General features: G+C 69.8%; 23 protein-coding genes. 9 read left to right on the top strand and 14 right to left on the bottom strand.

Annotated features, from left to right (window positions below; genetic code table 11):
• Positions 1-2 precede the first annotated feature (2 nt).
• The 10 genes from CK240_RS01200 to hutI all read right to left on the bottom strand — a co-directional run bounded on the left by CK240_RS01200 (position 3) and on the right by hutI (position 10,395).
• Positions 3-668, bottom strand: coding sequence for an amino acid ABC transporter permease (locus tag CK240_RS01200; protein WP_095638503.1), 666 nt, complete (start codon positions 666-668; stop codon positions 3-5).
• Positions 668-1,315: an amino acid ABC transporter permease gene (locus CK240_RS01195; RefSeq protein WP_095638502.1), complete on the bottom strand. Its 648-nt coding sequence runs from the start codon at positions 1,313-1,315 to the stop codon at positions 668-670. The genes CK240_RS01200 and CK240_RS01195 overlap by 1 nt, the downstream gene beginning before the upstream one ends.
• 53 nt (positions 1,316-1,368) lie before the next feature.
• Positions 1,369-2,181: a transporter substrate-binding domain-containing protein gene (locus CK240_RS01190; RefSeq protein WP_095638501.1), complete on the bottom strand. Its 813-nt coding sequence runs from the start codon at positions 2,179-2,181 to the stop codon at positions 1,369-1,371.
• 136 nt (positions 2,182-2,317) lie between these two features.
• Complete coding sequence (locus tag CK240_RS01185; RefSeq protein ID WP_095638500.1) at positions 2,318-2,884, bottom strand: HutD/Ves family protein; 567 nt, start codon at positions 2,882-2,884, stop codon at positions 2,318-2,320.
• Complete coding sequence (gene hutU / locus CK240_RS01180; protein ID WP_095638499.1) at positions 2,881-4,563, bottom strand: urocanate hydratase; 1,683 nt, start codon at positions 4,561-4,563, stop codon at positions 2,881-2,883. The genes CK240_RS01185 and hutU overlap by 4 nt, the downstream gene beginning before the upstream one ends.
• Positions 4,564-4,574: 11 nt before the next feature.
• A complete protein-coding gene (locus CK240_RS01175) occupies positions 4,575-5,717 on the bottom strand; it encodes an acyl-CoA dehydrogenase family protein (RefSeq protein WP_240517234.1) in 1,143 nt (380 codons plus the stop codon).
• Positions 5,710-6,906 (bottom strand): CaiB/BaiF CoA transferase family protein, encoded by a 1,197-nt coding sequence (locus CK240_RS01170; protein WP_095638498.1) that lies wholly within the window; start codon positions 6,904-6,906, stop codon positions 5,710-5,712. The genes CK240_RS01175 and CK240_RS01170 overlap by 8 nt, the downstream gene beginning before the upstream one ends.
• Positions 6,903-7,706, bottom strand: a complete 804-nt coding sequence (gene hutG / locus CK240_RS01165) for an N-formylglutamate deformylase (RefSeq protein WP_095638497.1) — start codon at positions 7,704-7,706, stop codon at positions 6,903-6,905. The genes CK240_RS01170 and hutG overlap by 4 nt, the downstream gene beginning before the upstream one ends.
• On the bottom strand, positions 7,703-9,223 hold the full coding sequence (gene hutH, locus CK240_RS01160) for a histidine ammonia-lyase (protein ID WP_095638496.1): 1,521 nt from the start codon (positions 9,221-9,223) through the stop codon (positions 7,703-7,705). The genes hutG and hutH overlap by 4 nt, the downstream gene beginning before the upstream one ends.
• Positions 9,217-10,395 (bottom strand): imidazolonepropionase, encoded by a 1,179-nt coding sequence (gene hutI / locus CK240_RS01155; RefSeq protein ID WP_095638495.1) that lies wholly within the window; start codon positions 10,393-10,395, stop codon positions 9,217-9,219. The genes hutH and hutI overlap by 7 nt, the downstream gene beginning before the upstream one ends.
• A 75-nt stretch (positions 10,396-10,470) precedes the next feature.
• On the opposite strand from hutI, the gene CK240_RS01150 reads away from it, so the two are divergent.
• Positions 10,471-11,832, top strand: coding sequence for a formimidoylglutamate deiminase (locus CK240_RS01150; protein WP_095638494.1), 1,362 nt, complete (start codon positions 10,471-10,473; stop codon positions 11,830-11,832).
• Positions 11,822-12,553 (top strand): GntR family transcriptional regulator, encoded by a 732-nt coding sequence (locus CK240_RS01145; protein WP_095638493.1) that lies wholly within the window; start codon positions 11,822-11,824, stop codon positions 12,551-12,553. The genes CK240_RS01150 and CK240_RS01145 overlap by 11 nt, the downstream gene beginning before the upstream one ends.
• 2 nt (positions 12,554-12,555) lie before the next feature.
• On the opposite strand, the gene CK240_RS01140 is transcribed toward CK240_RS01145, so the two are convergent.
• Both CK240_RS01140 and CK240_RS01135 read right to left on the bottom strand, forming a co-directional pair.
• Positions 12,556-14,679 (bottom strand): TonB-dependent siderophore receptor, encoded by a 2,124-nt coding sequence (locus CK240_RS01140; RefSeq protein ID WP_095638492.1) that lies wholly within the window; start codon positions 14,677-14,679, stop codon positions 12,556-12,558.
• Between the two features lie 117 nt (positions 14,680-14,796).
• A complete protein-coding gene (locus CK240_RS01135) occupies positions 14,797-15,723 on the bottom strand; it encodes a LysR family transcriptional regulator (protein ID WP_095638491.1) in 927 nt (308 codons plus the stop codon).
• Positions 15,724-15,820: 97 nt separating this feature from the next.
• On the opposite strand from CK240_RS01135, the gene CK240_RS01130 reads away from it, so the two are divergent.
• From CK240_RS01130 to modC, 6 genes are read left to right on the top strand one after another with little or no spacing between them, the layout of a single operon-like run.
• The gene (locus tag CK240_RS01130; protein WP_095638490.1) at positions 15,821-16,702 is read left to right on the top strand and encodes a VOC family protein; all 882 of its coding nucleotides are present in this window, start codon (positions 15,821-15,823) and stop codon (positions 16,700-16,702) included.
• Between the two features lie 42 nt (positions 16,703-16,744).
• The gene (locus tag CK240_RS01125; protein ID WP_095638489.1) at positions 16,745-17,143 is read left to right on the top strand and encodes a DoxX family protein; all 399 of its coding nucleotides are present in this window, start codon (positions 16,745-16,747) and stop codon (positions 17,141-17,143) included.
• Positions 17,144-17,196: 53 nt separating this feature from the next.
• The gene (locus CK240_RS01120) at positions 17,197-17,568 is read left to right on the top strand and encodes a winged helix-turn-helix domain-containing protein (RefSeq protein ID WP_095638488.1); all 372 of its coding nucleotides are present in this window, start codon (positions 17,197-17,199) and stop codon (positions 17,566-17,568) included.
• Positions 17,569-17,627: 59 nt separating this feature from the next.
• A complete protein-coding gene (modA, locus tag CK240_RS01115; RefSeq protein ID WP_095638487.1) occupies positions 17,628-18,392 on the top strand; it encodes a molybdate ABC transporter substrate-binding protein in 765 nt (254 codons plus the stop codon).
• A 1-nt stretch (position 18,393) separates the two neighbouring features.
• Entirely contained in the window at positions 18,394-19,092 is a 699-nt protein-coding gene (modB, locus tag CK240_RS01110) for a molybdate ABC transporter permease subunit (protein WP_095638486.1), read from the top strand.
• Positions 19,089-20,183: a molybdenum ABC transporter ATP-binding protein gene (modC, locus tag CK240_RS01105; RefSeq protein WP_095638485.1), complete on the top strand. Its 1,095-nt coding sequence runs from the start codon at positions 19,089-19,091 to the stop codon at positions 20,181-20,183. Before modB ends, modC begins: the two co-directional genes overlap by 4 nt.
• Positions 20,184-20,186: 3 nt before the next feature.
• Here the strand turns inward: modC and CK240_RS01100 are convergent, their stop codons facing one another.
• Both CK240_RS01100 and CK240_RS01095 read right to left on the bottom strand, forming a co-directional pair.
• Complete coding sequence (locus tag CK240_RS01100) at positions 20,187-21,197, bottom strand: NAD-dependent epimerase/dehydratase family protein (RefSeq protein WP_095638484.1); 1,011 nt, start codon at positions 21,195-21,197, stop codon at positions 20,187-20,189.
• Positions 21,198-21,200: 3 nt separating this feature from the next.
• On the bottom strand, positions 21,201-22,367 hold the full coding sequence (locus CK240_RS01095; RefSeq protein WP_095638483.1) for a nucleotide sugar dehydrogenase: 1,167 nt from the start codon (positions 22,365-22,367) through the stop codon (positions 21,201-21,203).
• 108 nt (positions 22,368-22,475) lie between these two features.
• Between CK240_RS01095 and CK240_RS01090 the strand changes: the two genes are divergently transcribed.
• The gene (locus CK240_RS01090; RefSeq protein ID WP_167649939.1) at positions 22,476-23,546 is read left to right on the top strand and encodes a glycosyltransferase family 2 protein; all 1,071 of its coding nucleotides are present in this window, start codon (positions 22,476-22,478) and stop codon (positions 23,544-23,546) included.
• Positions 23,547-23,588: the final 42 nt, after the last annotated feature.

Here is a 23,588-nt window from a genome sequence, read left to right as displayed (position 1 = left end):
GCTCAGCTCCGGTCCAGCAGGTAATGGGTGGCGCGGCGTTCCAGCCTGCGCCCGATGCGCGAGATCGTTTCCACGAAGACCCAGAAGAACAGCGCCAGCACGAGGGTCGATTCCGCGAAGGCGAAGGTTTCGGCCATCATGGTCTGGGTTTCGAACATGATCTCGGGAACGGTGATCATCGACAGGATCACGGTTTCCTTGGTCAGGATGATCGAGAAGTTGACCAGCGCGGGCAGCGCCGAGACCAGCATCACGGGGATCATGATCCGCCGCAGGATGGTCGCGGGGGCGAAGCCCATGGCGCGGGCGGCCTCGATCTGGCCCAGCGGGACGGCGTTCAGGCCGGCGCGGAAGATTTCCGCGAAATAGGGGCTGCCGTAGATCGTCAGGCCCAGAAGCCCCGCGGGCATGGCGTCCAGCCGCAGCCCCAGCATGGGGGCGCCGTAATACAGCACGAAAAGCTGCACCAGGAAGGGCGTGCCCCGGATGAACTCGACATAGGCGCGCAGGATCCACTGGACGGGGCGGGCGGACACGCCGCGCTGGACCAGCGCCAGCAGGAAGCCCAGCGCCATGGCGCAGGCGGTGCCCACGATCCAGCAGAAGATCGTGACGCCCAGGCCCCGCAGCAGCGCCGGGCCGTATTCGCGGAAAAGGTCAAGCTCCATCACCAGGCGAGCCTCCGTTCCAGGTTGCGGCCGAGGGCTGCGATGACGAGGTTGATCGCCAGGTACAGGAAGGCGGCGGTCAGGTAGATTTCCAGCGGGCGGTAGGTGGCCGAGGCGATGGCCTGGCTCATCCGGGTGATCTCGACGATGCCCACGACCGTCACCAGCGACGACGCCTTGACCAGCAGGATCAGTTCGTTGACCAGCGCGGGCATGGAGATCTTCAGCGCCTGCGGCAGAAGGATCCGGGTCCAGATGTGGCGCGGCGACAGGCCCACGGCGATGGCGGCCTCGGCCTGGCCCCGGGGAATGGCGTTCAGGGCGCCGCGCAGGATCTCGCTGATATAGGCGGCGGCGCAGAGGCCCACGGTGAAGATCGCGGCGGCCAGCGCCGGGACGTTCACGCCCACCAGCGGCAGAAGGTAGAAGGCCAGCAGCAGCTGGATCAGCAGCGGCACGCCCCGGAAGAAGCTGACGTAAAGGCCCGCGAAGGCGCGCGCGGCCGGGGCGCGCGACACCGCGGCCACGCAGATCAGCGCGCCGAAGATCAGCCCCAGAAGGCAGCCCGCGCCCGAGATCAGCAGCGTGTAGCGGGCCGAGGCGGCCAGCACGGGCAGGTTGTCGATGATCGTCTGGAACGAGAACATTCAGCGCCCTTCGGAAGATGCGGGCGGGCCCCGGAAGGCCCGCCCGCGGGGGATCACATCGCAGGCATTTCCTTGGGCAGCGCGGTCGCGGTGCCGAACCATTTTTCCTGCATCGCGGCCAGGCGGCCGTCGTCCTGGATCTTGATCAGGGCGGCGTTCATCGCCTCGATCAGCGACTCGGACCCTTCCTTGCGGGTCACCCAGGCGAAGTACTTGGGCTCGCCGAAGGGCGGCTGGATGGTCTCGAAGACGTCGGGGCGGGTCTTGGCGAGGTAGGCGAGGTTCGGGGCCGAGCCCGCGACCGCGTCCAGGCGGCCGGCGGCGAGGTCCGCATAGGCTTCATCCGGCGAGCCGTAGCCGCGGATGGTGAAGCCGCCCAGCGTGTCGGAATAGGCTTCGAGCTGCTTTTCCTGCGCCGTGCCCTTCTGGATGCCGACGGTCTTGCCCTTGATGTCCTCGGGCTTGGTCAGGTCGCCGCCCTTGCGCTGGACCAGCGCCACGGTCGCGTCGCTGATCGGCAGGGTGAAGGCGTAACGCTCCATCCGCTCGGGCGTGATGGTGACGGGGGCGTTCACGAAGTCGAACTTGCTGACTTCCAGGCCCGGCAGGATCGAGGCCCAGGGCAGGTCCTGGTATTCGGCGGTCACGCCAAGCTCCTTGGCGACCTCGTCGAACAGTTCCTTGTTGAAGCCGGCGTATTCGCCGTTCTCCAGCATGTCGAAGGGGGCATAATGCATCTCGGTCGCGGTGGTGATCTTGCCCGCCGCCTTGATGTCCTCGAGCATGTCGGCCAGCGCGCCGGTCGCGGTCAGCGCCAGTGCGGTCGCCCCGAAGAGCGCGGCGCGCAGGGTGGTGCGAAGTGTCATCTCTCTCTCCTGTCGTGGCCTTGGGTGGTCCGTTCGGCTCGGCCCTGTCCGCTCGGTTTGCCGTGGCGCGCGTCACCGTGACGGTCATGCGGGCCGGATCGCAAGTCACAAGATGCCGCGCAGGAAGGGGCCCTCGTCATGACCGGGCCTCCTGCCTGTTTTTGAGGCAGTCGAGGATCACGGCCAGGGGCCTGCCCCGGTCCACCCTGCCCTGCAAGGAAGCAGATTTCCCGCCCAGAAGCGCGTCCCCCGCTGCCAGATCCAACCCCGCGACCGATACGCCGCCGCGCGCGACCAGCGCAACCGTCCCTTCGGGCAGGCTGTCGCCGGGTGAAAGCTCGACCATCCGGTGCGAGAAGGCGCCGCGCCGGGTCATGATGTTCAGGTCCAGCACCGGCCCCTGGTCCAGCGCGGCCCGGACCGGCGCCTCGCCCGGAAAGGACAGGGGCGGGCCGTTCGCCGTCACGGCCACCTCGGCGCCGCCGAAGGACAGGCGCATCGGCCCGCCGTCCAGCACGGCCAGCGTGCGGTCGATGCCGGGGAAGGCCGAGAAGGGGCCGTCCGCCGCCACCTCGGCCATCGACAGCCGCGCATCGAAGCCGGACAGGTCCGCGCCGTCCGGCCAGACGGCCAGCTCGTGCGTGACGCCGCCGCCGTTCTTCCAGCGGCTGGCCCTGCCCTCGCCCCGACGCAGCAGCCTCACTTGAGGATGCCCGGCAGGTTCAACCCATGCTCGCGCGCGCAGTCGAGCGCGATGTCATAGCCCGCGTCGGCGTGGCGCATGACGCCGGTGGCCGGGTCGTTCCACAGTACGCGCTCGATCCGCCGGTCGGCGTCGGCGGTCCCGTCGCAGCAGATGACCATGCCGGAATGTTGGCTGAAGCCCATGCCCACGCCGCCGCCGTGGTGCAGCGACACCCAGGTCGCGCCCGAGGCGGTATTCAGCAGCGCATTGAGCAGCGGCCAGTCCGACACGGCGTCCGAGCCGTCCTTCATCGCCTCGGTCTCGCGGTTGGGCGAGGCCACCGAACCGGAATCGAGGTGGTCGCGGCCGATCACGACCGGCGCCTTCAACTCGCCGTTCCGCACCATCTCGTTGATGGCGAGGCCCGCGCGGTGACGGTCGCCGAGGCCGATCCACATGATGCGCGCGGGCAGGCCCTGGAAGGCGATGCGGTCACGCGCCATGTCCAGCCAGCGGTGCAGGTGCTCGTTCTCGGGGAAAAGCTCCTTCATCTTCGCATCGGTCTTGTAGATGTCCTCGGGGTCGCCCGACAGCGCCGCCCAGCGGAAGGGACCGACGCCGCGGCAGAAGAGCGGGCGGATATAGGCGGGCACGAAGCCGGGGAAGGCGAAGGCGTTCTCCAGCCCTTCCTCCAGCGCGACCTGGCGGATGTTGTTGCCATAGTCGAGCGTCGGCACGCCCGCGTTCCAGAAATCGACCATGGCCGCGACGTGGTCCTTCATGGAGGCGCGGGCGGCGGCCTCGACGGCCTTGGGGTCGGTTTCCTGCTTGGCGCGCCATTCCGCGACGGTCCAGCCCTTGGGCAGGTAGCCGTGCAGCGGGTCATGGGCCGAGGTCTGGTCGGTCACGATGTCGGGGCGGGGTCCGCCCACCTTCATGCGGCGGACGAGTTCCGGGAAGACCTCGGCGGCGTTGCCGATCAGGGCCACGGACTTGGCCTCGCCCCTGGCGGTCCAGTCCGCGATCATGGCCAGCGCCTCGTCCAGCGAATGGGCCTTGGCGTCGCAATAGCGGGTGCGGATGCGGAAGTCGGCGCGGGTCTCATCGCATTCGACGGCAAGGCAGCAGGCCCCGGCCATGACGGCGGCCAGCGGCTGCGCGCCGCCCATCCCGCCCAGGCCCGCCGTCAGGATCCACTTGCCCTTGAGATCGCCGCCGTAATGCTGGCGGCCGGCCTCGGCGAAGGTCTCGTAGGTGCCCTGAACGATGCCCTGCGTGCCGATGTAGATCCACGAGCCCGCGGTCATCTGGCCGTACATGGCCAGGCCCTTCTTGTCGAGCTCGTTGAAATGGTCCCAGTTCGCCCAGTGCGGCACCAGGTTCGAGTTGGCGATCAGCACGCGCGGCGCGTCCTTGTGGGTGCGGAAGACGCCCACGGGCTTGCCGGACTGGACCAGCAGCGTCTCGTCCTCGTTCAGCCTGCGCAGGGACTCGACGATCCGGTCGAAGTCGTCCCAGGTCCGCGCCGCGCGCCCGATGCCGCCATAGACGACCAGCTCGTGCGGGTTCTCGGCCACGTCGGGATGCAGGTTGTTCATCAGCATCCGCAGCGGCGCCTCGGTCAGCCAGCTTTTCGCCGAAATCTCGGTCCCGGTCGGAGGGAAGACGTCGCGGATGTTGTGACGGGGGTTGTTCATGTCCGGTCCTTTCAGGAAAGCAGCTGGCCCGCGATGATGTTGCGCTGGATCTCGGACGAGCCCTCGTAGATCCGCATGATCCGCAGGTCGCGGGCGTATCGCTCCAGCGGGAAATCCCTGGTGTAGCCGTAGCCGCCGTGGATCTGGATGGCGGTGTCGGCGATGCGGCCGGCGGCCTCGCTGGCGAACAGCTTGGCGCGGCTGGCCGCAGCGGTGAACCGCTGGCCCGCGTGGCGCTGGCGGGCGGCCTCGTGGCCCAGAAGCTCGGCGGCGTTCAGCTCGGTCGCCATGTCGGCCAGCATCCACTGGATGCCCTGGCGGCGGCCCAGAGCCTCGCCCCCGATGATGCGCGACTTCGCCCATGCGACGGATGCCGCCAGCGCCGCGCGGGCGATGCCCACGGCCATGGCCGCGACCTCGACCCGGCCGTTGTCCAGCACCTTCATCGCGGTGCGGAAGCCCGACCCCAGGGGCCCCACGCGGTTCCCGTCGGGGACGAGGCAGTCGAAGTCCAGTTCCCAGACATGGCCGCCGCGCAGGCCGGTGGTCTGCTCGACCCGGCCCGGCACCAGCCCGGGCGTGCTCTTTTCCACCACGAAGGCCGAGATGCCGCGATGCGCAGCCTCAGGGTCGGTCACGCAATAGACCACGATGAAGTCGGCCACGCCGCCGTTCGAGATGAAGCACTTGCGGCCCTTGATCCGCCAGCCGTCGCCCTCGCGCACGGCGCGGGTGCGCATATCGGCGGGGTCGGACCCGGCATTGGGCTCGGTCAGGGCAAAGGCCCCGAGCATCCGCCCTTCGGCGGCGGCCGGCAGGATGCGGGCGCGCAGGGCGTCGTCGGCGCCGATCAGGATCGAGTCCGTCGCCAGGTAATGCGCCGTCAGCGCCGACACGGTCGAGCCGCAGCCGCCCGCGACCGCCGCCACCGCCTCGAACAGGGCATGGGCCGAGATGTCCGCCCCGCCCCATTCCTCGGGCAGGTTCGCGCCCATCATGCCGGTTTCGGCAAGCGCGGCCAGTTGCGCATGGACAAAGGCGCCGCTTTCGTCCGTCCCGGCGGCGCGGGGGGCAAGCTCCTCGGCGGCGAAGCGGGTCAGCATGTCGAGGAAGGCGTTCTCCTCGGGCGTCATCAGATGGGCGAAGTCAGGCACGCGTCACCTCCTGCACGATGCCGGCCTCGATCAGCCCGGCGATCTGGTCGGTGGTCAGGCCCAGGCGTTCGAGCACGGCGCGGGAGTCGCCGCCCAGCGCGGGGGCGCCCTGCGGGGCCAGCGGCTTCTCGGCCCCGAAGCGGACGGGCTGGCCCACGACCGGGGACTGGCCCAGGCGGTGGTGCGGCAGTTCGGACACCAGCGCCCGCGCCTGCGCATGGGGCGAGGCGAGCTGTTCGGCCAGCGTCTGGATCGGCGCGGCGGGGATTCCGGCCGCCGACAGCGCTGCCACGACTTCGGCCGTGGGGCGGGCGGCGGTCCAGGTCTCGATCAGGGCGCGCAGGGCGGGCTCATGCGCGGTGCGGTCCTCGTCACTGGCGAAGCGGGGGTCGTCCGCCGCCTCGGGCGCGCCGATCAGCCCGGCCAGCGCGTGGAACTGGCGCGCGCCAAGGACCGCGATAATCGCGTGGCCGTCATTCGTGCGGAAGGCGCCGAAGGGGGTCGAGAGCGGATGGCGGTTGCCCACGCGCTGAACGCTGCGGCCCGCATAAAGATGCAGCGCGTGGCTGGTCGGCAGCATGGCCACAAGGCAGTCCAGCATGGCCACGTCCAGCGTCGCCCCCTGCCCCGTGCGCGCGCTGCCGATCACCGCCGACAGGATGGCGATCACGGCGTAAAGGCCTGCGGCGATGTCACCCAAGGCCTCGCCCACCTTCAGGGGCTGGCCGCCGTCCTCGCCGGTCGCGTCCATCCAGCCGGACATGGCCTGCACGACGATGTCATAGGCAGGCAGTTCCGCCGAAGGCCCCGACTGGCCGAAGCCCGAGATCGAGCAGACCACGAGACGCGGGTTCCCCTGCCGCAGGCGTTCCGCGCCCAGGCCCAGCCGCTCGGCCACGCCGGGACGGAAGTTCTCCACCACCACGTCGCAGGTGCCCGCGATGCGGCGGGCGAGCGCCTGCCCGTCGGGCGACTTGAGGTCGATGACGACCGATTTCTTGCCCCGGTTGGTCAGCGCGAACAGCGCGGATTCGCCGTCCCGGAAGGGGCCGATGTGGCGGTAGTCGTCGCCCTGCGGCGGTTCCAGCTTGATGACCTCGGCGCCCAGATCGGCCAGGATCGCGGTGGCGAAGGGCCCCGCCAGCACCCGCGTCAGGTCAAGGATGCGCAGACCGTCCAGCGGCTTCATCGCGCGAGTTCCGGGGCGAGGGCTTCCAGCCGGGAAAGAATCTCGCCCAGCGGCTTGCGCATGGCCCCGGCCTTGGCGGGGTCGAGGTCGAAGGGCGGGGCCTCGGTCGCCAGATGGGTGGACTGCGCCAGTTCCATCTGGATCGCGTGAACGCCGTCCTGCGGGCGGCCGTAGTGGCGCGTGGTCCAGCCGCCCCGGAAGCGGCCGTTGACCACCCAGCTGCGGCCGGTCGCGGCGGCGACCTCCTGCGCGGCGGCCTCGATGGCCGGCGCGCAGGATGTTCCGTTCGCGGTGCCGATGTTGAAGTCCGGCAGGACGCCGTCGAACAGGAAGGGGATCACCGACCGGATCGAGTGGCAGTCGTACAGGATCGCCACGCCATGCTTCGCCCGCACGCGCTCGATCTCGGCCGACAGCGCCGCGTGATAGGGCGCGTGGAAACGCGCGAGGCGGCCGGCCACGTCCTCGGGCGAAGGCTCCTCGGTCCAGATCGGATTGCCGTCGAAATCCGTGACCGGCACGAGGCCCGTGGTGTTCTGGCCGGGATAAAGGCTCTCGTCCTCGGGTCCCCGGTTCGCGTCGATGACATAGCGGTGGAAGGTCGCCCGCACTGTCGTCGCACCGGGCAGAAGCCCGGCGTAAAGCTGATGGATGTGCCAGTCGGTGTCGGCCAGCGTCCGGCCGCGTTCGTTCAGCCGGGCCAGGATGTCGTCCGGCAGCCAGGTTCCGGTGTGCGGCAGGCCCAGGATGACGGGGCTGTCGCCCTGCTCGACTTCGACGGGATCGGGTGCGAGGCTCATGCGGAGATCTCCACACCGGCCGCGGCGGCCAGCGTGCCGTTTTCGACCAGTTCCTGCGCGGCCAGCAGGTCGGGGGCGAGATAGCGGTCCTCGCCCATCGCGGGCACGCGGGCGCGCAGGGCCGCCATCACGCGCGTCAGCGGCGCCGAGGTGGCCAGGGGCGCGCGGAACTCGATCCCCTGGGCGGCGCAGATCGCCTCGACGCCGAGGATCACGGCGAGGTTGCGCGTCATCAGCCCCAGCCGGCGCGCGCCATGGGCGGCCATGCTGACATGGTCCTCCTGGTTCGCGCTTGTGGGCGTCGAGTCCACCGAGCAGGGGTTCGCGAGATGCTTGTTCTCGCTCATCAGCGCGGCGGTGGTGACCTCGGCGATCATCAGGCCGCTGTTCAGCCCCGGCGCGGGGGTCAGGAAGGGCGGCAGGTTGAAGTTCAGCGCGGGGTCCACCATCAGCGCGATCCGGCGCTGGGCGATGGAGCCGATCTCGGCCACGGCCAGCGCGATCTGGTCGGCGGCGAAGGCCACGGGTTCGGCGTGGAAGTTGCCGCCCGAGACGATCGAGCCGTCCGACAGCACCAGCGGGTTGTCGGTGACGGCATTGGCCTCAATCAGCAGCGTGCGGGCGGCAAAGCGCAGCACATCCAGCGCCGCGCCCGTCACCTGCGGCTGGCAGCGGATGCAATAAGGGTCCTGCACGCGCGCGTCGCCCTCGCGGTGGCTTTCGCGGATGGCGCTGCCTTCCAGCAGGGCGCGGATGGCGGCGGCGACCTCGATCTGGCCCTGATGGCCGCGCAGGCTGTGGATCTCGGCCCGCGTGGGCGCGGTCGAGCCCATGATGGCGTCGGTGGACATCGCGGCCGTCACGACCGCCGCCCGGGCGCAGGCCATGGCGCGGAACAGCCCGATCAGGCCCAGCGCGGTCGAGAACTGCGTCCCGTTGATCAGCGCAAGCCCTTCCTTGGCCCCCAGCGTCACGGGGGCCAGCCCCGCGCGGGCCAGCGCCTCGGCGCCGGGCAGGCGCTCGCCGCCGACAAGGGCCTCGCCATGGCCGATCATCACGGCGGCCATGTGCGCGAGCGGCGCAAGATCGCCCGAGGCGCCCACGCTGCCCTGTTCCGGGATCACCGGGGTCACGCTGCGCGCCAGCATCGCCTCCATCAGTTCGACGATGACCGGGCGCACGCCCGAGGCCCCGCGGCCCAGCGACAGCAGCTTCAGCGCCATCATCAGCCGCACGGCGGGCGCGTCGAGCGCAGGGCCCACGCCGCAGCAGTGCGACAGGATCAGGTTCCTTTGCAGCGTCGCGGTGTCCTCGGGCGCGATGCGGACCGAGGCGAGCTTGCCGAAGCCGGTGTTCACGCCATAGACCGCCGCGTCCCCCGCAGCCGCCGCCTCGATGCGGGCGGCCGAAGCCTCGATGCCGGGGCGGGCGGAATCGTCCAGGCGGACCGCCAGCCCCTCGCGCCAGATGGTTTCCAGCTGCGCCAGCGTGGCGGCGCCCGGGGTCAGGGTCAGCATGGTTTGCCCTCGAAATAGCGGCGGTGAAGCGGGTTGAAGCCGATCCGGTAGGTCAGTTCGGCCGGATGGGCGACGTTCCAGACGGCGAGGTCGGCGCGCAGGCCGGGTTCCAGCCGCCCGCAGTCGGCCAGTCCCAGCGCGCGGGCGGCATTGGCGGTGACGCCGCGCAGGCATTCCCCGGGCGTCAGGCGGAAGAACGTCGCGCCCATGTTCATGGTCAGCAGCAGCGAGGTCAGCGGCGAGGTGCCGGGATTGCAGTCGGTCGCCAGCGCCATCACCGTGCCGGCCTTGCGGAAGGCGGCAATCGGCGGGGCCTGCGTCTCGCGCAGGGTGTAGAAGGCGCCGGGCAGCAGGGTCGCGACGCTGCCCGCCTGCGCCAGCGCGGCGGCGTCGGCTTCGTCGGCATATTCGACGTGATCGGCCGACAGCCCGCCACGCTCGGCCACCAGCCGGCTGCCGCCCAGGTGCGAGAGCTGCTCGGCATGCAGCTTGGCGGGCAGGCCAAGCTCGGCGGCCACGTCGAACAGCCGCGCCATCTGGGTGACGGAAAAGGCGATCCCCTCGCAGAAGCCGTCCACGGCATCGACCAGCCCCTCGGCATGGGCCTGCCGCAATCCGGGAATGGCGACCTCGTCCAGATAGGCGTCGGCGCGGTCCTTGTATTCGGGCGGCACCGCATGGGCGGCGAGCCAGCTTGTGACGATCCGCACCGGGCGTTCGGCGGCCAGACGGCGCGCGGCGCGCAGCATCTTCAACTCGTGGGCGACCGTCAGGCCGTAGCCGGACTTGACCTCGACCGTCGCGGCACCTTCGGCCAGCAGCGCGTCGAGCCGCGGCAGGGCGCTGGCGACCAGATCGTCCTCGGACGCGGCGCGGGTGGCGGTCACGGTGGACAGGATGCCGCCGCCTGCCCGGGCGATCTCCTCGTAGCTCGCGCCCTGCAGGCGCATCTCGAACTCGCGCGCGCGGTCGCCGCCGAAGACCAGGTGCGTGTGGCAGTCGATGGGCGCGGGCGTGACCAGGCGGCCGCCCATGTCCTCGCCCTCGGCGTCCCCCTGCCCCAAGGCGGCGATCCGTCCGTTTTCGATCCGCAGCCAGCCCTTGTCGATCATGCCGTAACCCTCGCCGGTCAGCGTCACGAGGCGGGCATTGGCAAGGGTGAGCGTCGTCATGGCGGCCCCGATTCGATCTTGATGGGATTTTTATGTCTGCACATAATAACCCTGTCAACGAGGGAGATTCGCGCCATGCAGACCATCCGTGCCGATCAGGCGCTGCTGCCCGACGGTTGGGCAGAGGACGTCACGGTGACGCTGGATGAGGCAGGCCGCATCGCCTCGGTCGAGAGCGGAGGGGCAGGCGACATGCGCGTCGGCATCCTGCTGCCCGCGCCCGCGAACCTGCACAGCCACGCCTTCCAGCGCGCGATGGCCGGGCTGACGGAACGGCGCGGGCCGGATCCGAAGGACAGCTTCTGGACGTGGCGGCGGCTGATGTACCGCTTCCTCGACCAGCTGACGCCCGACGACATCCAGGCGATCGCCGCATTCGTGCAGGTCGAGATGCTGGAAGCGGGCTATGCCACCAATGTCGAGTTCCACTATCTGCACCACGACACCGGCGGGCGCGCCTATGCCGACCTGGCCGAGATGTCGGGCCGGATCGCGGCGGCGGCCGAGCAGACCGGCATCGGCCTGACGCTGCTGCCGGTGCTGTACCAGTGGGGCGGGCTGGACCGCCGGGCGCTGGTGTCCGGGCAGGACCGCTTCGGCACCACGCCCGAGGTCTTTGCGCGCCTTGTCGAAGGCGCGCGCGCCCATGTGGCGCGGCTGGGTCCCGACAGCCGGGTCGGCATCGCCCCTCACAGCCTGCGCGCCGTGGATGCCGAAGGCCTCGCCTTGGCGCAGTCCCTGGCCGGGGACGGCCCGATCCACATGCACCTGGCCGAGCAGGTGGCCGAGGTCGAGGAGGTGCTGGCCGCCACCGGCCGCCGCCCCGTCGAATGGCTGGTGGAGAACGCCCCCGTCGATGGCCGCTGGTGCCTGATCCACGCAACCCAGATGACACCGGGGGAGACCCTGGCCCTTGCCCGCACCGGCGCGGTGGCGGGGCTTTGCCCGATCACCGAAAGCAGCCTGGGCGACGGCATCTTCGACGGGGTGCGCTGGACCGATGCGGGCGGCACCTTCGGGGTGGGGTCCGACAGCAACATCCGCATCTCGCTGTCCGAGGAGCTGCGGACGCTGGACTATTCGCAACGCCTGCGCGACCGCTCGCGCGCGGCGCTGGCGACCGCTGGGGCCTCGACCGGCCGGGTGCTGTTCGAGGGCGCGGTCAAGGGCGGCGCGCAGGCGGCGGGTCGCGGGGCCGCGGGCATCGCGCCGGGCGCCTGGGGCGACCTTCTGGCGCTGGACGGCCTGGGCGTGGATGCCATCGGGCGGAAGGGCGACACGCTGCTGGACAGCTGGATCTTTGCCCGCGATGATCGGGCCGTCACGCAGGTCTGGTCGGCCGGGCGCCATGTCGTCCGGGACGGCCGCCACATCCGGCGCGACGCGGTCGAGGCGGATTATGCGCGGGTGATGCGGAAGCTGAGGCATGAACTCTGACACGGCCCAGCCGCAGGCCGAGGCGGCGGGCGGCCCGCCGCTGGGCTGGCAGGGCATCCGCGACGTGATGATGGACCGCATCCGGACGCGCCATTACGCGCCGGGCGCGCTGATCCCGAACGAGACCGATCTGGCGGCCGAGTTCGGCTGCGCCCGCGCCACCGTCAACCGCGCGCTGCAGGAACTGGCGGCGGCAGGCTTCCTCGAGCGCCGCCGCAAGGCCGGCACCCGCGTCGTGGCCGAGCCGCGCCGCAAGGCCACGCTGGAGATCCCCCTGATCCGCGCGGCCATCGAGGATCTGGGCGCGGCCTATTCCTTCCGCCTGCTGACGCGGGAAGTCGCGCCGCCCCCGCCCGAGGTCCGCGCGGCCCTGCGGCTGGAGGACGGCGCGCGGCTGCTGCATGTCGTCACGCTGCACCTGGCCGATGCCGTGCCGCACATGGTCGAGGACCGCTGGGTGGTCCTGGCGACCGTTCCCGCGATCGAAGCGGCCGACCTGACGCGCGACAACCCGAACGAATGGCTGGTCCGCAACGCGCCCTATTCCGAGGGCACGATGCGCTGTCGGGCCGCCCTTGCGGGCGCGATGGCCGGCCACCTGGGCTGCACGGCACGGGACGCCGTCCTTGTGGTGGAACGGGCGACCTGGCTGGACGGCGCGCCTATCACCCTGGCGCGCCAGCATTACGCGCCAGCCTACGGGCTGACGCTGGCCTTGTAGGGTCAGAACCTGGCGCCGATCCGCAGGCTGACGTTGCGGGGCGCGCCGTAGAAGTTGAACACCGAGGTGCCGCCGACGCGTTCGTAATAGGTCTTGTCGAAGAGGTTGTTCACGTTCAGCGTCGCGGTGACGGTGTCGGTGATGTCGTAGGACGCCATCAGGTCGGCCACCGCATAGCCCGGCGCCTCGATGGTGGTGCTGCCGGCCGAGGTGCGGGCGATGTTCCTGAAGTCCGAGAAGGCCCGGATGCCGCCGCCGATGCTCAGGCCTTCCCAACCGGGCTGGTCGAAGCGGTATTTCGTCCAAAGCTGCAGCATGTGCTGGGGCGTGTAGAACTCGGACCCTGCCGCCGTCTCGGTGTTTTCGAAATCGGTGTCGGTATAGGTGTAGCCCGCCGAAAGCTCCCAGTTGGGGGCAAGGTTGCCGGTCGCTTCAAGTTCGAGGCCCTGCACGGTGGCCTCGCCCTGCGCCAGCGCGAAGCCCGGGTTCGACAGGTCCGACACTGCACGGTTCTTGTCGCGCAGGTGGAACAGGGCGGCCGTCGCATTCAGGCCGGCGGCCAGCTGCGCCTTGTAGCCCAGCTCGACCTGCTGGCCGGTGCGCGGCTCGAGCAGGTCGTTGGAAATGTCCGTCCCGGACTGCGGCTGGAAGATCTCGGTATAGCTCGCATAAAGCGAACTGCGGTCGTCCAGGTCATAGATCAGGCCGAGATAGGGTGTGAACTCGCCGCTTTCGTCGGTCTCGCTGACCTCGGCCTCGCCGCTGGCCAGGATCGTCGTGGTGGCCGTGCCGTCATACCAGGACAGCCGCCCGCCCGCGACCACGGTGAAGCTGTCCGCGGGCTTCACGCGCCATTGCCCGTAAAGGCCGTATTGCGTGGTCTCGCCTTCCGTGCGGCTTGTGAAGGGCGCATCGGGCCGGGGAATGTCGGCGTTCCAGTCAGACAGGTCGAAGCTGCCGGAAATGCGGCCGCGCGCCTCGTAGAGGTCGCTTTCGTAGCGGTGCCAGTCCATCCCCAGGATGACGTTGCTGTCCCGGCCCATCACGTCGAAGGGCTTGCTGAGATGGGCGTCCAGCGACAGCGCGTCCTGGTCATAGCTGCGGCGCAGCCAGGCCAGCCCGTTGACGGTGCCGTCCGCCGCCGCGGGGCTGCCCGCGTTGGCATAGAAGAAATCCACCTCGGCGTTGGAATAAAGGGCCGAGAACTTCAGGTGCCCGCCCCCTTCGAGCTGATGCTCGACCTCGGCGATGTAGTCGGTGACGTTGTTGTCGAAGTCGTTCCACTCGGCCCCCGTGAAGGTCGAGCGGTCGAGGTCCAGCAGGTTGCCGTCCTCGTCCGTGGGCAGGCCGTTGAAGGGCGTGATGTCGCGGCTGCGATGGTTGATCGCGAAGCTGGCCGTTGTTTCGGGCGTCAGGTCAATGGCCAGCGCCGTGTAAAGCACGCCCACCCCGTTATCGACCTCATCGACCCAGCTGTCGCGATCGCCCCAGGCGCCGACGACCCGACCGCGCACGGTGCCGCTGTCGTTCAGAGGGCCGGTCACGTCGCCCTCGATCCGCCGGGTGTTCCATGTGCCGACCGTACCGTTGACGGCGAAGGCGGCCACGTCCTGCGGCTGCTTCAGGCGCATGTTGATGGCGCCCGCGGGCTCTCCGGCCCCGCCGAACAGGCCCGAGGGGCCGCGCAGGATCTCGATGTGATCCACCGTCGCCATGTCGGGCTGGGTGCCGTAGATGCTGGACAGGGGCGTCGGCAGGCCGTTGAGGTAAAGCGAGTCGAACTCGAACCCCCGCGAATACAGCGAGGACCGCCCGTCGTCGTTCGACAGGACATAAACGCCGGGCGCTTCGCGCAGCGCCGTGTCCAGCGAGGTATAGTTGCCGTCATCCAGCCGCTCGCGCGTGACGACGGTGGTGGATTGCGGGATCTCGCGGAAAGACCGGGTGTCCTTGTCGCCCACGCTGATGAAGTCGGTGGTGTAGCTGCCGGTGCCCTCGGTGTCGTAGGTCGAGCGCAGGGTGACGGTATCCAGCGTGACGATGTCCGCGGCCTCCTGCGCCGAAAGCGGCAGGGCGGACAGCGGAATGGCCGCCGTCGCAAGAAGGAAAAGGCGCAGTCTGGTCATGTCCGGGGTCCGTGCAGCAGGTTTGTTGTTCCTTACTGCTATTGTCAGGAATACGGATGCGCGACAAGGCGGCACCCCCTGCCCGCGCCCTGCTGTTGCCCCGGCGACACGCGGTGGTCAGCCCGGCGGAAGCCCCCGGTCCCAGGGCGGCACGCCCGCGCAGCGTTCCGCGATCCAGTCCACGAAGGCGCGCAGCCTCGCGGGTGGGCGGCGGTTGCTGGGATAGACCACATACACCCCGTCCAGCTCGACCGGCGGATGGTCCAGCGTCAGCGCGACCAGGCTGCCCGCGCGCAGGTCGTCGCCCAAGATGAAGCTGGGCTCGTAGACCAGCCCCTGCCCCGCCCGCGCCGCGACCAGCAGCGCGTCGCCGTTGTTGGCCTGCAGATTGCCCCCGACCGTCACGCGCGCCGCGCCGTCCGCGCCGAAGGTCCAGACGCGCCCGGCCAGGGTGTGCGACAGCGTGTAATGCAGGCAGTTGTGCCGCGTCAGGTCCTCGACCGTCCGGGGCGCTCCATGCGCGGCCAGATAGGACGGGGCCGCCGCCAGCGCCAGCCGGCAGGGCGCAAGCCTGCGGGCGATCAGGTCGCCCCCGGTCAGCCGTCCGATGCGGATGGCGGCGTCCCAGCCTTCCTCGACCAGATCGACGATGCGGTCGTTCAGCCCGAGGTCGAGATGCAGCGCCGGATGCAGTGCGGAGAACTGGGGCAGCATCGGCGCCAGCACGCGGACGCCGAAGGACACGGGCGCGTTGACGCGCAGGGTGCCGCCGACCTCGACCCGCTCGGCCGCGGCGGTGGCGTCGGCTTCCTCCAGTTCCTCGAGAATACGCTCGGCGCTGTCCAGATACCGCCGCCCGGCCTCGGTCAGGGTGATGCGACGGGTCGTGCGGTGGACCAGCTTGACGCCCAGCCGATCCTCGAGCGCGGCGAGGTGCCGCGTCGCCATGGTCTGCGACATGCCCAGCGCCCGGCCCGCCGCCGACAGGCTGCCAAGCGCCGCCAGCCGCGAGAAGACCTGCAATCCGGTGAAACGGTCCAGCACGATCTGGTCCTCTGGGTGTGAGCTGTGATGCCAATTCACAGGATTATCAAACCAGCAGCAATGGCCCACATCAGTGCCAACAGGAACGGAGTTCGCCATGCTCGACACCAGACACCGCGTGCGCCCCCAAGGCACGCCTGCCCGCCCCGGCATCACCTCGGCCGGCGCCAGCCTGCGGATCGGCCGCGTTGCCCTGACTGTCCGCGACCTGAACCGGGTCAGCCGCTTCTACCGGGATGTCATCGGCCTGACGCTGATCGACAGCGACGCGCAGGGCCATCGCCTTGGTGTCGGCAGGGACGTGCTGCTGGACCTGCGCCACGATCCGCAGGCGCGCCCGGCGGATCGCCGGCACGCGGGGCTGTTCCACACCGCCTTCCTTGTGCCGGACCGGGCTGCCCTGGCGGACTGGCTGGTCCATGCAGCCGCGCAGCATGTGCAACTGGAGGGCGCATCCGACCATCTGGTCAGCGAGGCGCTGTACCTGACCGACCCCGAAGGCAACGGAATCGAGATCTACCGCGACCGCCCCAGCGAGGAGTGGTCGATCCTGCCCGACGGCTCGGTCGCGATGGCGACGCTGCGGCTGGACCTGAACGCGCTTGCCGCCGTGCGCAATTCCCGGCCCTTCGCGGGGATGCCCCCCGACACGGTTGTCGGCCATGTCCACCTGCAGGTGGGCGAACTTGACGCGGCCGAGGCCTTCTGGACGGACCGGATGGGGATGGGCCTGACGACCCGCTATCCGGGCGCGGACTTCTTCGGCGCGGACGGCTATCACCACCACATCGGCGCCAACATCTGGAACAGCCGGGGCGCGGGCCCCCGTCCCGCAGGCACCACGGGCCTGGCAGGGATCGAGCTGCTGGCCGGACCCGGCCCCCTGGCCGACATTGCCGCCCGCCTGGGCGTGACGCCCGCCGAAATGCTGGACGTGCACGACCCTTGGGGCACGCGGATGACGATCCGCAAGGCCTGACCTTTCACGACACCCCTAAGACATCAGAAAAAGGAGTTCCCGATGCTTTCGACCTGGTCGCCCCGTGCCCTTGCCGCCCTGCGGATCATGGCGGGCCTGCTGTTCCTGGAACATGGCCTCATCAAGTTGATCGGCTTTCCCGGCCCGGGCCCCGAAACGCTGCCGCCCATGCTCCTGATCGCCGGGCTGATCGAAACCTTCGGTGGGCTGCTGCTGGTGCTGGGCCTCTTTGCCCGGCCCGCCGCCTTCCTGTCCTCGGGACTGATGGCCGCCGCCTATTTCATCGGCCACGCGGGCGGAGGCTTCTGGCCCAGCGCGAACGGCGGCGAGGCGGCGATCCTTTACTGCTTCATCTTCCTTTACATCCTTGTCGCGGGCCCGGGCGCCTGGGCGCTGGATAACCGCCGCACCGGCACCGGCCGCGTCACCATGCCCGCCTGACGGGCAGCGGCGCGCCCTTGCCCTCGTACCCGCGATACGGGAACCTCGGGGGCATGAGCGCGCCGCGACTGCACCCCGAGTTCTTCATCCGCCTGTTCCTGAACGACTCGGCGATGCTCGGTCCGGGCAAGGCCGCCCTGCTGGACGGGATCGCGCGCACCGGCTCGATTTCCGCCGCCGGGCGCGAGATGGGGATGAGCTACAAGCGCGCCTGGATGCTGGTCGAAACGCTGAATGCCATGTTCCGCGCGCCCCTTGTGGAAAGCGCGCGGGGCGGCGCGGGCGGTGGCGGCGCCACCCTGACCGAAACCGGGCAGCAGGTGCTGGCGCTGTATCGCGGGATCGAGGCCGCCGCGGCCGAGGTGAACGCGCACCGGATCGCCGCGCTGAAGGCGCTGCAGACCGATACGTCCGGCAGGAAATAACGATTGAGCGCCGGCGCTGTTTGGTTATGTTCGGACAGACATAACCGATGAGGTCGCCCATGCCCCGCCCGTTCCTCGCCGTCGCCGGGCCGCTGCTTGCCGCCGGACTGGCCCTGCCCGCCGCTGCGGATGAGGTCGTGGTCTTCGCCGCCGCCTCGCTGAAGACGGCGCTGGACCCGATCGCGCAATCCTTCCAGCAGGCCACCGGCGACAGGGTGACGATCAGCTACGCGGGGTCGAACGCCCTGGCCCAGCAGATCCTGCAGGGGGCGCCGGCGGACATCTTCATCTCGGCCTCGACCGAGTGGATGGACGAGGTGGAAAAGGGCGGCGACCTGGTCGAGGGCACCCGCGCCGACCTGCTGGGCAACCGGCTCGTGCTGGTGGCCCATGATGCGGCCGCGCCGCAACTGACGCCCGCCCAGGGCTTTGATCTGGCGGGCGCGCTGAACGGCGGCAAGCTGGCGATGGCGCTGGTCGATGCGGTCCCCGCGGGGCAGTACGGGAAAGAGGCGCTGACCAAGCTGGGCGTCTGGGACCAGGTCGAGCCGCATGTGGCGCAGGCCGACAATGTCCGCGCCGCGCTGGCGCTGGTGGCCACGGGCGAGGCCCCGCTGGGCATCGTCTATGCCACCGATGCGGCAGCCGAACCCGGGGTCCATGTCGTCGGCACCTTTCCCGAAGACAGCCACGCCCCCATCACCTATCCCGCCGCCCTGCTGAAGAATGCCGCCGACGAGGCCGATCGCGCCTTCCTTGATGCATTGGGCGCGCCCGAGGCCGGGACCCTGTTCCGGCAGCAGGGCTTCACGGTCCTGAACTGACTTGGCCGACTGGCTTTCCCCCGCGGAATGGGACGCGCTGCGCCTTTCGCTGCGCGTCTCGTTCTGGGCGACGCTGGTCAGCCTGCCCTTCGGCCTGCTGGTGGCCCATGCGCTCGCCCGCTGGCGCTTTCCGGGGCACGGGCTGCTGAACGGGCTGGTGCACCTGCCGCTGGTGCTGCCGCCCGTCGTCACGGGCTATCTGCTGCTGCTGACCTTCGGGCGGCGGGGCTGGGTCGGCCAGTGGCTCGACCAGTGGTTCGGTATCGTGTTCGCCTTCCGCTGGACCGGGGCGGTGCTGGCGGCCGCCATCATGGCCTTTCCGCTGATGGTGCGCGCGATCCGGCTGTCCGTCGAGGCCGTGGACCCCCGGCTGGAACAGGCGGCGGGAACGCTGGGCGCCTCGGGCCCGTGGGTCTGGGCCACCGTCACCCTGCCCCTGATCCTGCCCGGCGTGATCGCGGGCGCGGTGCTGGCCTTCGCCAAGGCGATGGGAGAGTTCGGGGCCACCATCACCTTCGTGTCGAACATCCCCGGCCAGACGCAGACCCTGCCCTCGGCCATCTACAGCTTCCTGCAGGTGCCGGGGGGCGAGGCCCCGGCGGCCCGGCTGGTCGTGATCTCGGTCGTCGTCGCCATGTCGGCGCTGGTGGCGTCCGAATGGCTCGCCCGCCGGGCCATGCGCCGGGTGCAGGGGCGATGAGCCTGTCCGTCGCGCTGCGCCACCGTTTCGCGGGCTTTTCGCTGGACGTGAGTATCGACGCCCCGCCCGGAGTGACGGTGCTGTTCGGGCATTCCGGCTCGGGCAAGTCCACGGTGCTGAACGCGGTGGCCGGGCTGCTGCGCCCGAACGCGGGCCGCGTGGTGGTGGACGGCACGGTGCTGACCGATACGGCGCGGCGCATCCACCTGCCGCCGCACCGCCGCCGCCTGGGTGTCATCTTCCAGGACGGGCGGCTGTTTCCGCACCTGACCGTCCGGCAGAACCTGCGCTACGGCCGCTGGTTCTCGCCCCGTGCCGCCCGGCGGACCGCGGAAGCGGCGGTGGTCGAGATGCTGGGCATCGGCTCCCTTCTGGACCGCGCCCCCGCGACCCTCTCGGGCGGAGAGCGCCAGCGCGTCGCCATCGGCCGCGCGCTTCTGGCCGAGCCGCGCCTGATCCTCGCCGACGAGCCGCTGTCGGCGCTGGACGACGACCGCAAGGCCGAGATCCTGCCCTATCTGGAACGGCTGCGCGACGACTGGCGGGTGCCGATGCTGTATGTCAGCCATTCGCCCGCCGAGGTCGCGCGGATCGCCACCACCGTCGTCATGCTGGATGCGGGCCGCATCACCCGCATGGGCCCCGCCGCCGAGGTGCTGGCCGACCCCGCCGCCGCCGGGCCGGGACGCGAGGCGGGCGCCGTGATCGAGGCAACCGTTGCCGCACATCACCCCGACGGCGTGACCGAGTTGCGCGCGGGCGGGCGGCCGCTGTTTCTGCCGACGCTGGCGGCCCCGCCCGGCACGCGGCTGCGGCTGCGGATCGCGGCCGCCGACGTGATGCTGGCGCGGGGCCAGCCGCAGGGACTGTCGGCCCTGAACATCCTGCCGGGGATCGTGGAATCGGTCACGGACCGGGGGGGCGCGGTGCTGGTCCGGCTGTCCACCGGAGCCGGGCCGATCCTGTCGCGGATCACCCGGCGGTCAGCCCTTCAGCTTGGCATCGCACCGGGCGAGGCGCTGACCGCCATCGTGAAGTCCGTGGCCCACGATGCGGCGGACGTGGGCCGCGCCCCGCGCGACGACGCGTGAGGCTCAGCCCTTGTCCACGCCGTAATAGTCGCGGAACCAGTCCACATACTGCTTCACGCCGTCGCGCACCTCGGTCTGGGGGGCATAGCCCGACAGCGCCCGCAGCAGCGTGGTGTCGGCCCAGGTGGCGGGCACGTCGCCGGGCTGCATGGGCAGCATCTGCCGTTCCGCCGGGCGGCCCGCCGCGTCCTCGATCGCAGCGATGAAGTCCAGCAGCGGCACGGGCGCTCCGTTGCCGATGTTGACCACCCGGAAGGGCGCGACCGGGGACAGGCTGTCGAACTCGCCCGCAGGCTTGTCCCCCGGCACCGCGTCGATCAGCAGCCGGATCGCCCGCACCAGGTCCAGCACGAAGGTGAAGTCGCGCTTCATGTCGCCGTGGTTGAAGACCTTGATCGGCCGGCCTTCGAAGATCGCGCTGGTGAACAGGTAGGGCGCCATGTCGGGACGCCCCCAGGGGCCGTAGACCGTGAAGAAGCGGAACATCGTCATCGGCAGCCCGAAGAGATGGGCATAGGAATGCGCCATCGCCTCGTTCGACTTCTTGGTGGCCGCGTAGAAGGACATCTGCGAGTCCGCCTTGTCGGTCTCGCGGTAGGGCATTTCCGTGTTCGCGCCATAGACGCTGCTGGTCGAGGCCAGCAGCATGTGCCGGGGCGGATGGGCGCGGGCGGCTTCCAGCAGCTCGAAGGTGCCCAGCAGGTTGGCCTGGACATAGGCGCGCGGGTTGTCGATCGAATAGCGCACGCCCGCCTGGGCCGCGAGATGGACCACCGCCTCGGGCCTTTCCCCGGCGAACAGGTCCATCAGAAGGCCGGGGTCCTCGACCGAGCCGCGCACGGCCCGGTAGTTCGGGTTGTCCAGCAACTGCGCCTCGCGCGCGGATTTCAGCGCGGGGTCGTAGTAGTCGTTGTGGTTGTCCAGCCCCACGACCCGCCAGCCCTCGTCCAGCATGACCCGGCTCAGGTGGAAGCCGATGAAGCCGGCCGCGCCGGTGACGAGGATGGTGCGCATGGGTCAGTCCTGCCCGAAGAGGTCGCGGGTATAGACCTTGTCCGCCACGTCTTCCAGATCGGGCGTCAGGCGGTTGGCGATGATCAGGTCGGCCTGGGTCTTGAACTCGCCCAAGTCGCGGATCACGGGCGAATTGTAGAACAGGTCGTCCTGCAGCACGGGCTCGTAGACGATGACCGGAATGCCCTTGGCCTTGATCCGCTTCATGATGCCCTGGACGGAACTGTCGCGGAAGTTGTCCGAGCCCGCCTTCATCACCAGCCGGTGCACGCCCACGACCCGGGGCTGCCTGGCCACGATCTGGTCGGCGATCACGTCCTTGCGGGTGCGGTTCGATTCGACCACCGCCGCGATCAGGTTCTGCGGCACGGTGGCGTAGTTCGCCAGAAGCTGCTTGGTGTCCTTGGGCAGGCAGTACCCGCCATAGCCGAAGCTGGGGTTGTTGTAATGGCAGCCGATGCGCGGGTCGAGGCACATGCCGTCGATGATCTGGCGGGCGTCGAGGCCGTTGGTCAGCGCGTAGCTGTCCAGCTCGTTGAAGAAGGCCACGCGCATCGCGAGATAGGTGTTGGAAAACAGCTTCACCGCCTCGGCCTCGGTCGAGCCGGTGAACAGGACCGGCACGTCCGCGTCCAGCGAGCCCGCCGCCAGCAGCTCGGCAAAGCGCCGCGCCTGCGCCGTGCTGTCGCCCACGACGATGCGGGACGGGTGCAGGTTGTCGTGCAGCGCCCGGCCTTCGCGCAGGAACTCGGGCGAGAAAAGGATCTGGTCCGTGCCGTATTCCGCCCGCATCCGTTCCGTGAAGCCGACGGGAATGGTCGATTTCACGACAACGGTGGCCTGGGGCGCGTAGTCGCGCGCTTGCGCGATCACCCCCTCGACCGTCGAGGTGTCGAAGCGGTTGGTGCGCGTGTCATAGTTCGTGGGCGTGGCGATGATGACGTAATCGGCCCCGGTCATCGCCTGCCGGACGTCGGTCGTCGCGGTCAGGTTCAGGCTCCGGTTCTTCAGGAAATCGCTGATGTCGGCGTCCTCGATGGGCGACATGCCCGCATTCACCTGGTCCACGCGGGCGGTGTTGACGTCCAGCGCCACCACCTCGTCCCTCTGCGCCAGCAGGACGGCCAGGGAAAGGCCCACGTAACCCAGGCCGACAACTGCGATCTTCATGGCGTTCTTCCTAAGCTGCAATTCGCCATTCTCTTAACAGAAACTTGCGTATAATCCATGCCCTATCGGTCCGAGCCTGCTCGCCGGACGCAAAGTCCGGACCCTGCCATGCGATTGATGATCACCTCGATGCGGAACGAAGCGCCATTCGTCCTGGAATGGATCGCCTATCACCGCCTGATCGGCTTCACCGACTTCCTGGTCTACACGAACGACTGCGACGACGGCACCGACGCCCTTCTGGACCGGCTGGCGGAACTGAAGGTCCTGACCCATGTCCCCAATCCCCGGCGGGGCAGGAAGGCCGTGCAGTGGCAGGCGCTGTCACGCGCGCGAAACCACCGCCTGACCAAGCGGGCCGAATGGATCATGGTGGCGGATGTGGACGAGTTCCTCGTCATCCATGCGGGCGGCGGGCGTCTCGACGACCTTTTCGCGGCCGTGCCCGGCGCGCAGGGATTCGCCGTGCCCTGGCGCATGTTCGGCAGCTCGGGCCGGCTGCGGTTCGAACCCGGGCTGGTGATCGAGCAGTTCCAGCGCGCAGCGCCCGAGCAGATGCTGTGGCCCATGCGCGCCGGCCAGTTCAAGAGCCTGTTCCGCAAGGACCCGAGATTCGCGCGCCTCGGCGTGCACCGCCCCGTCACCGAAGGCGGAAAGGCGGTCACCGAGGGCTGGGTGGACGGCAACGGGCAGCCCTTCACGCTGAGCAGAAGTTCCTTCATGATCAGCGGGGCCAAGCGATACGGCCTTGCCCAGTTGAATCACTACGCCTTGAACTCGGTCGAGAACTTCCTGCTCAAGGCTTATCGCGGCCGGGCCAACCTCATGGATGTCCCGATCGACCTCGGCTACTGGATCGAGCGCAACTTCAACACGGTCGAGGACCGCAGCATCCTGCGCCACGCCGACGCGGTGCGTGCGGGGGTCGAGGCGTTCCTGGCCGACCCCGAGATCCGTCGGCTGCATGATCAGGGCATCACCTGGCGGCGCGAAAAGGTCGCAGCTCTGCTGAGGGACCATCAGAACTTCCTGATGTTCACGCGACTGGCGCAGTCGCCCGATACGCCCGTCCTGCCCATGTCGCTGCAGGTGGAACTGTGCCGGATGCGGCAGCTTGCCCCGCCTGCCAAGTCCCGGCCGCCACAGGGCAGCGACAATCCTCCCGAGGCGGCTGGATGAACCATGCAACCTGCGGTATAGGGCGCCAACTCCCTTTCTAGC

Origin of the sequence: Paracoccus salipaludis, assembly GCF_002287065.1 — a bacterium.
Taxonomy (GTDB): domain Bacteria; phylum Pseudomonadota; class Alphaproteobacteria; order Rhodobacterales; family Rhodobacteraceae; genus Paracoccus; species Paracoccus salipaludis.
Note: the sequence above shows the minus strand (reverse complement) of the source record. Positions and strands in the feature narration are given on the sequence as shown.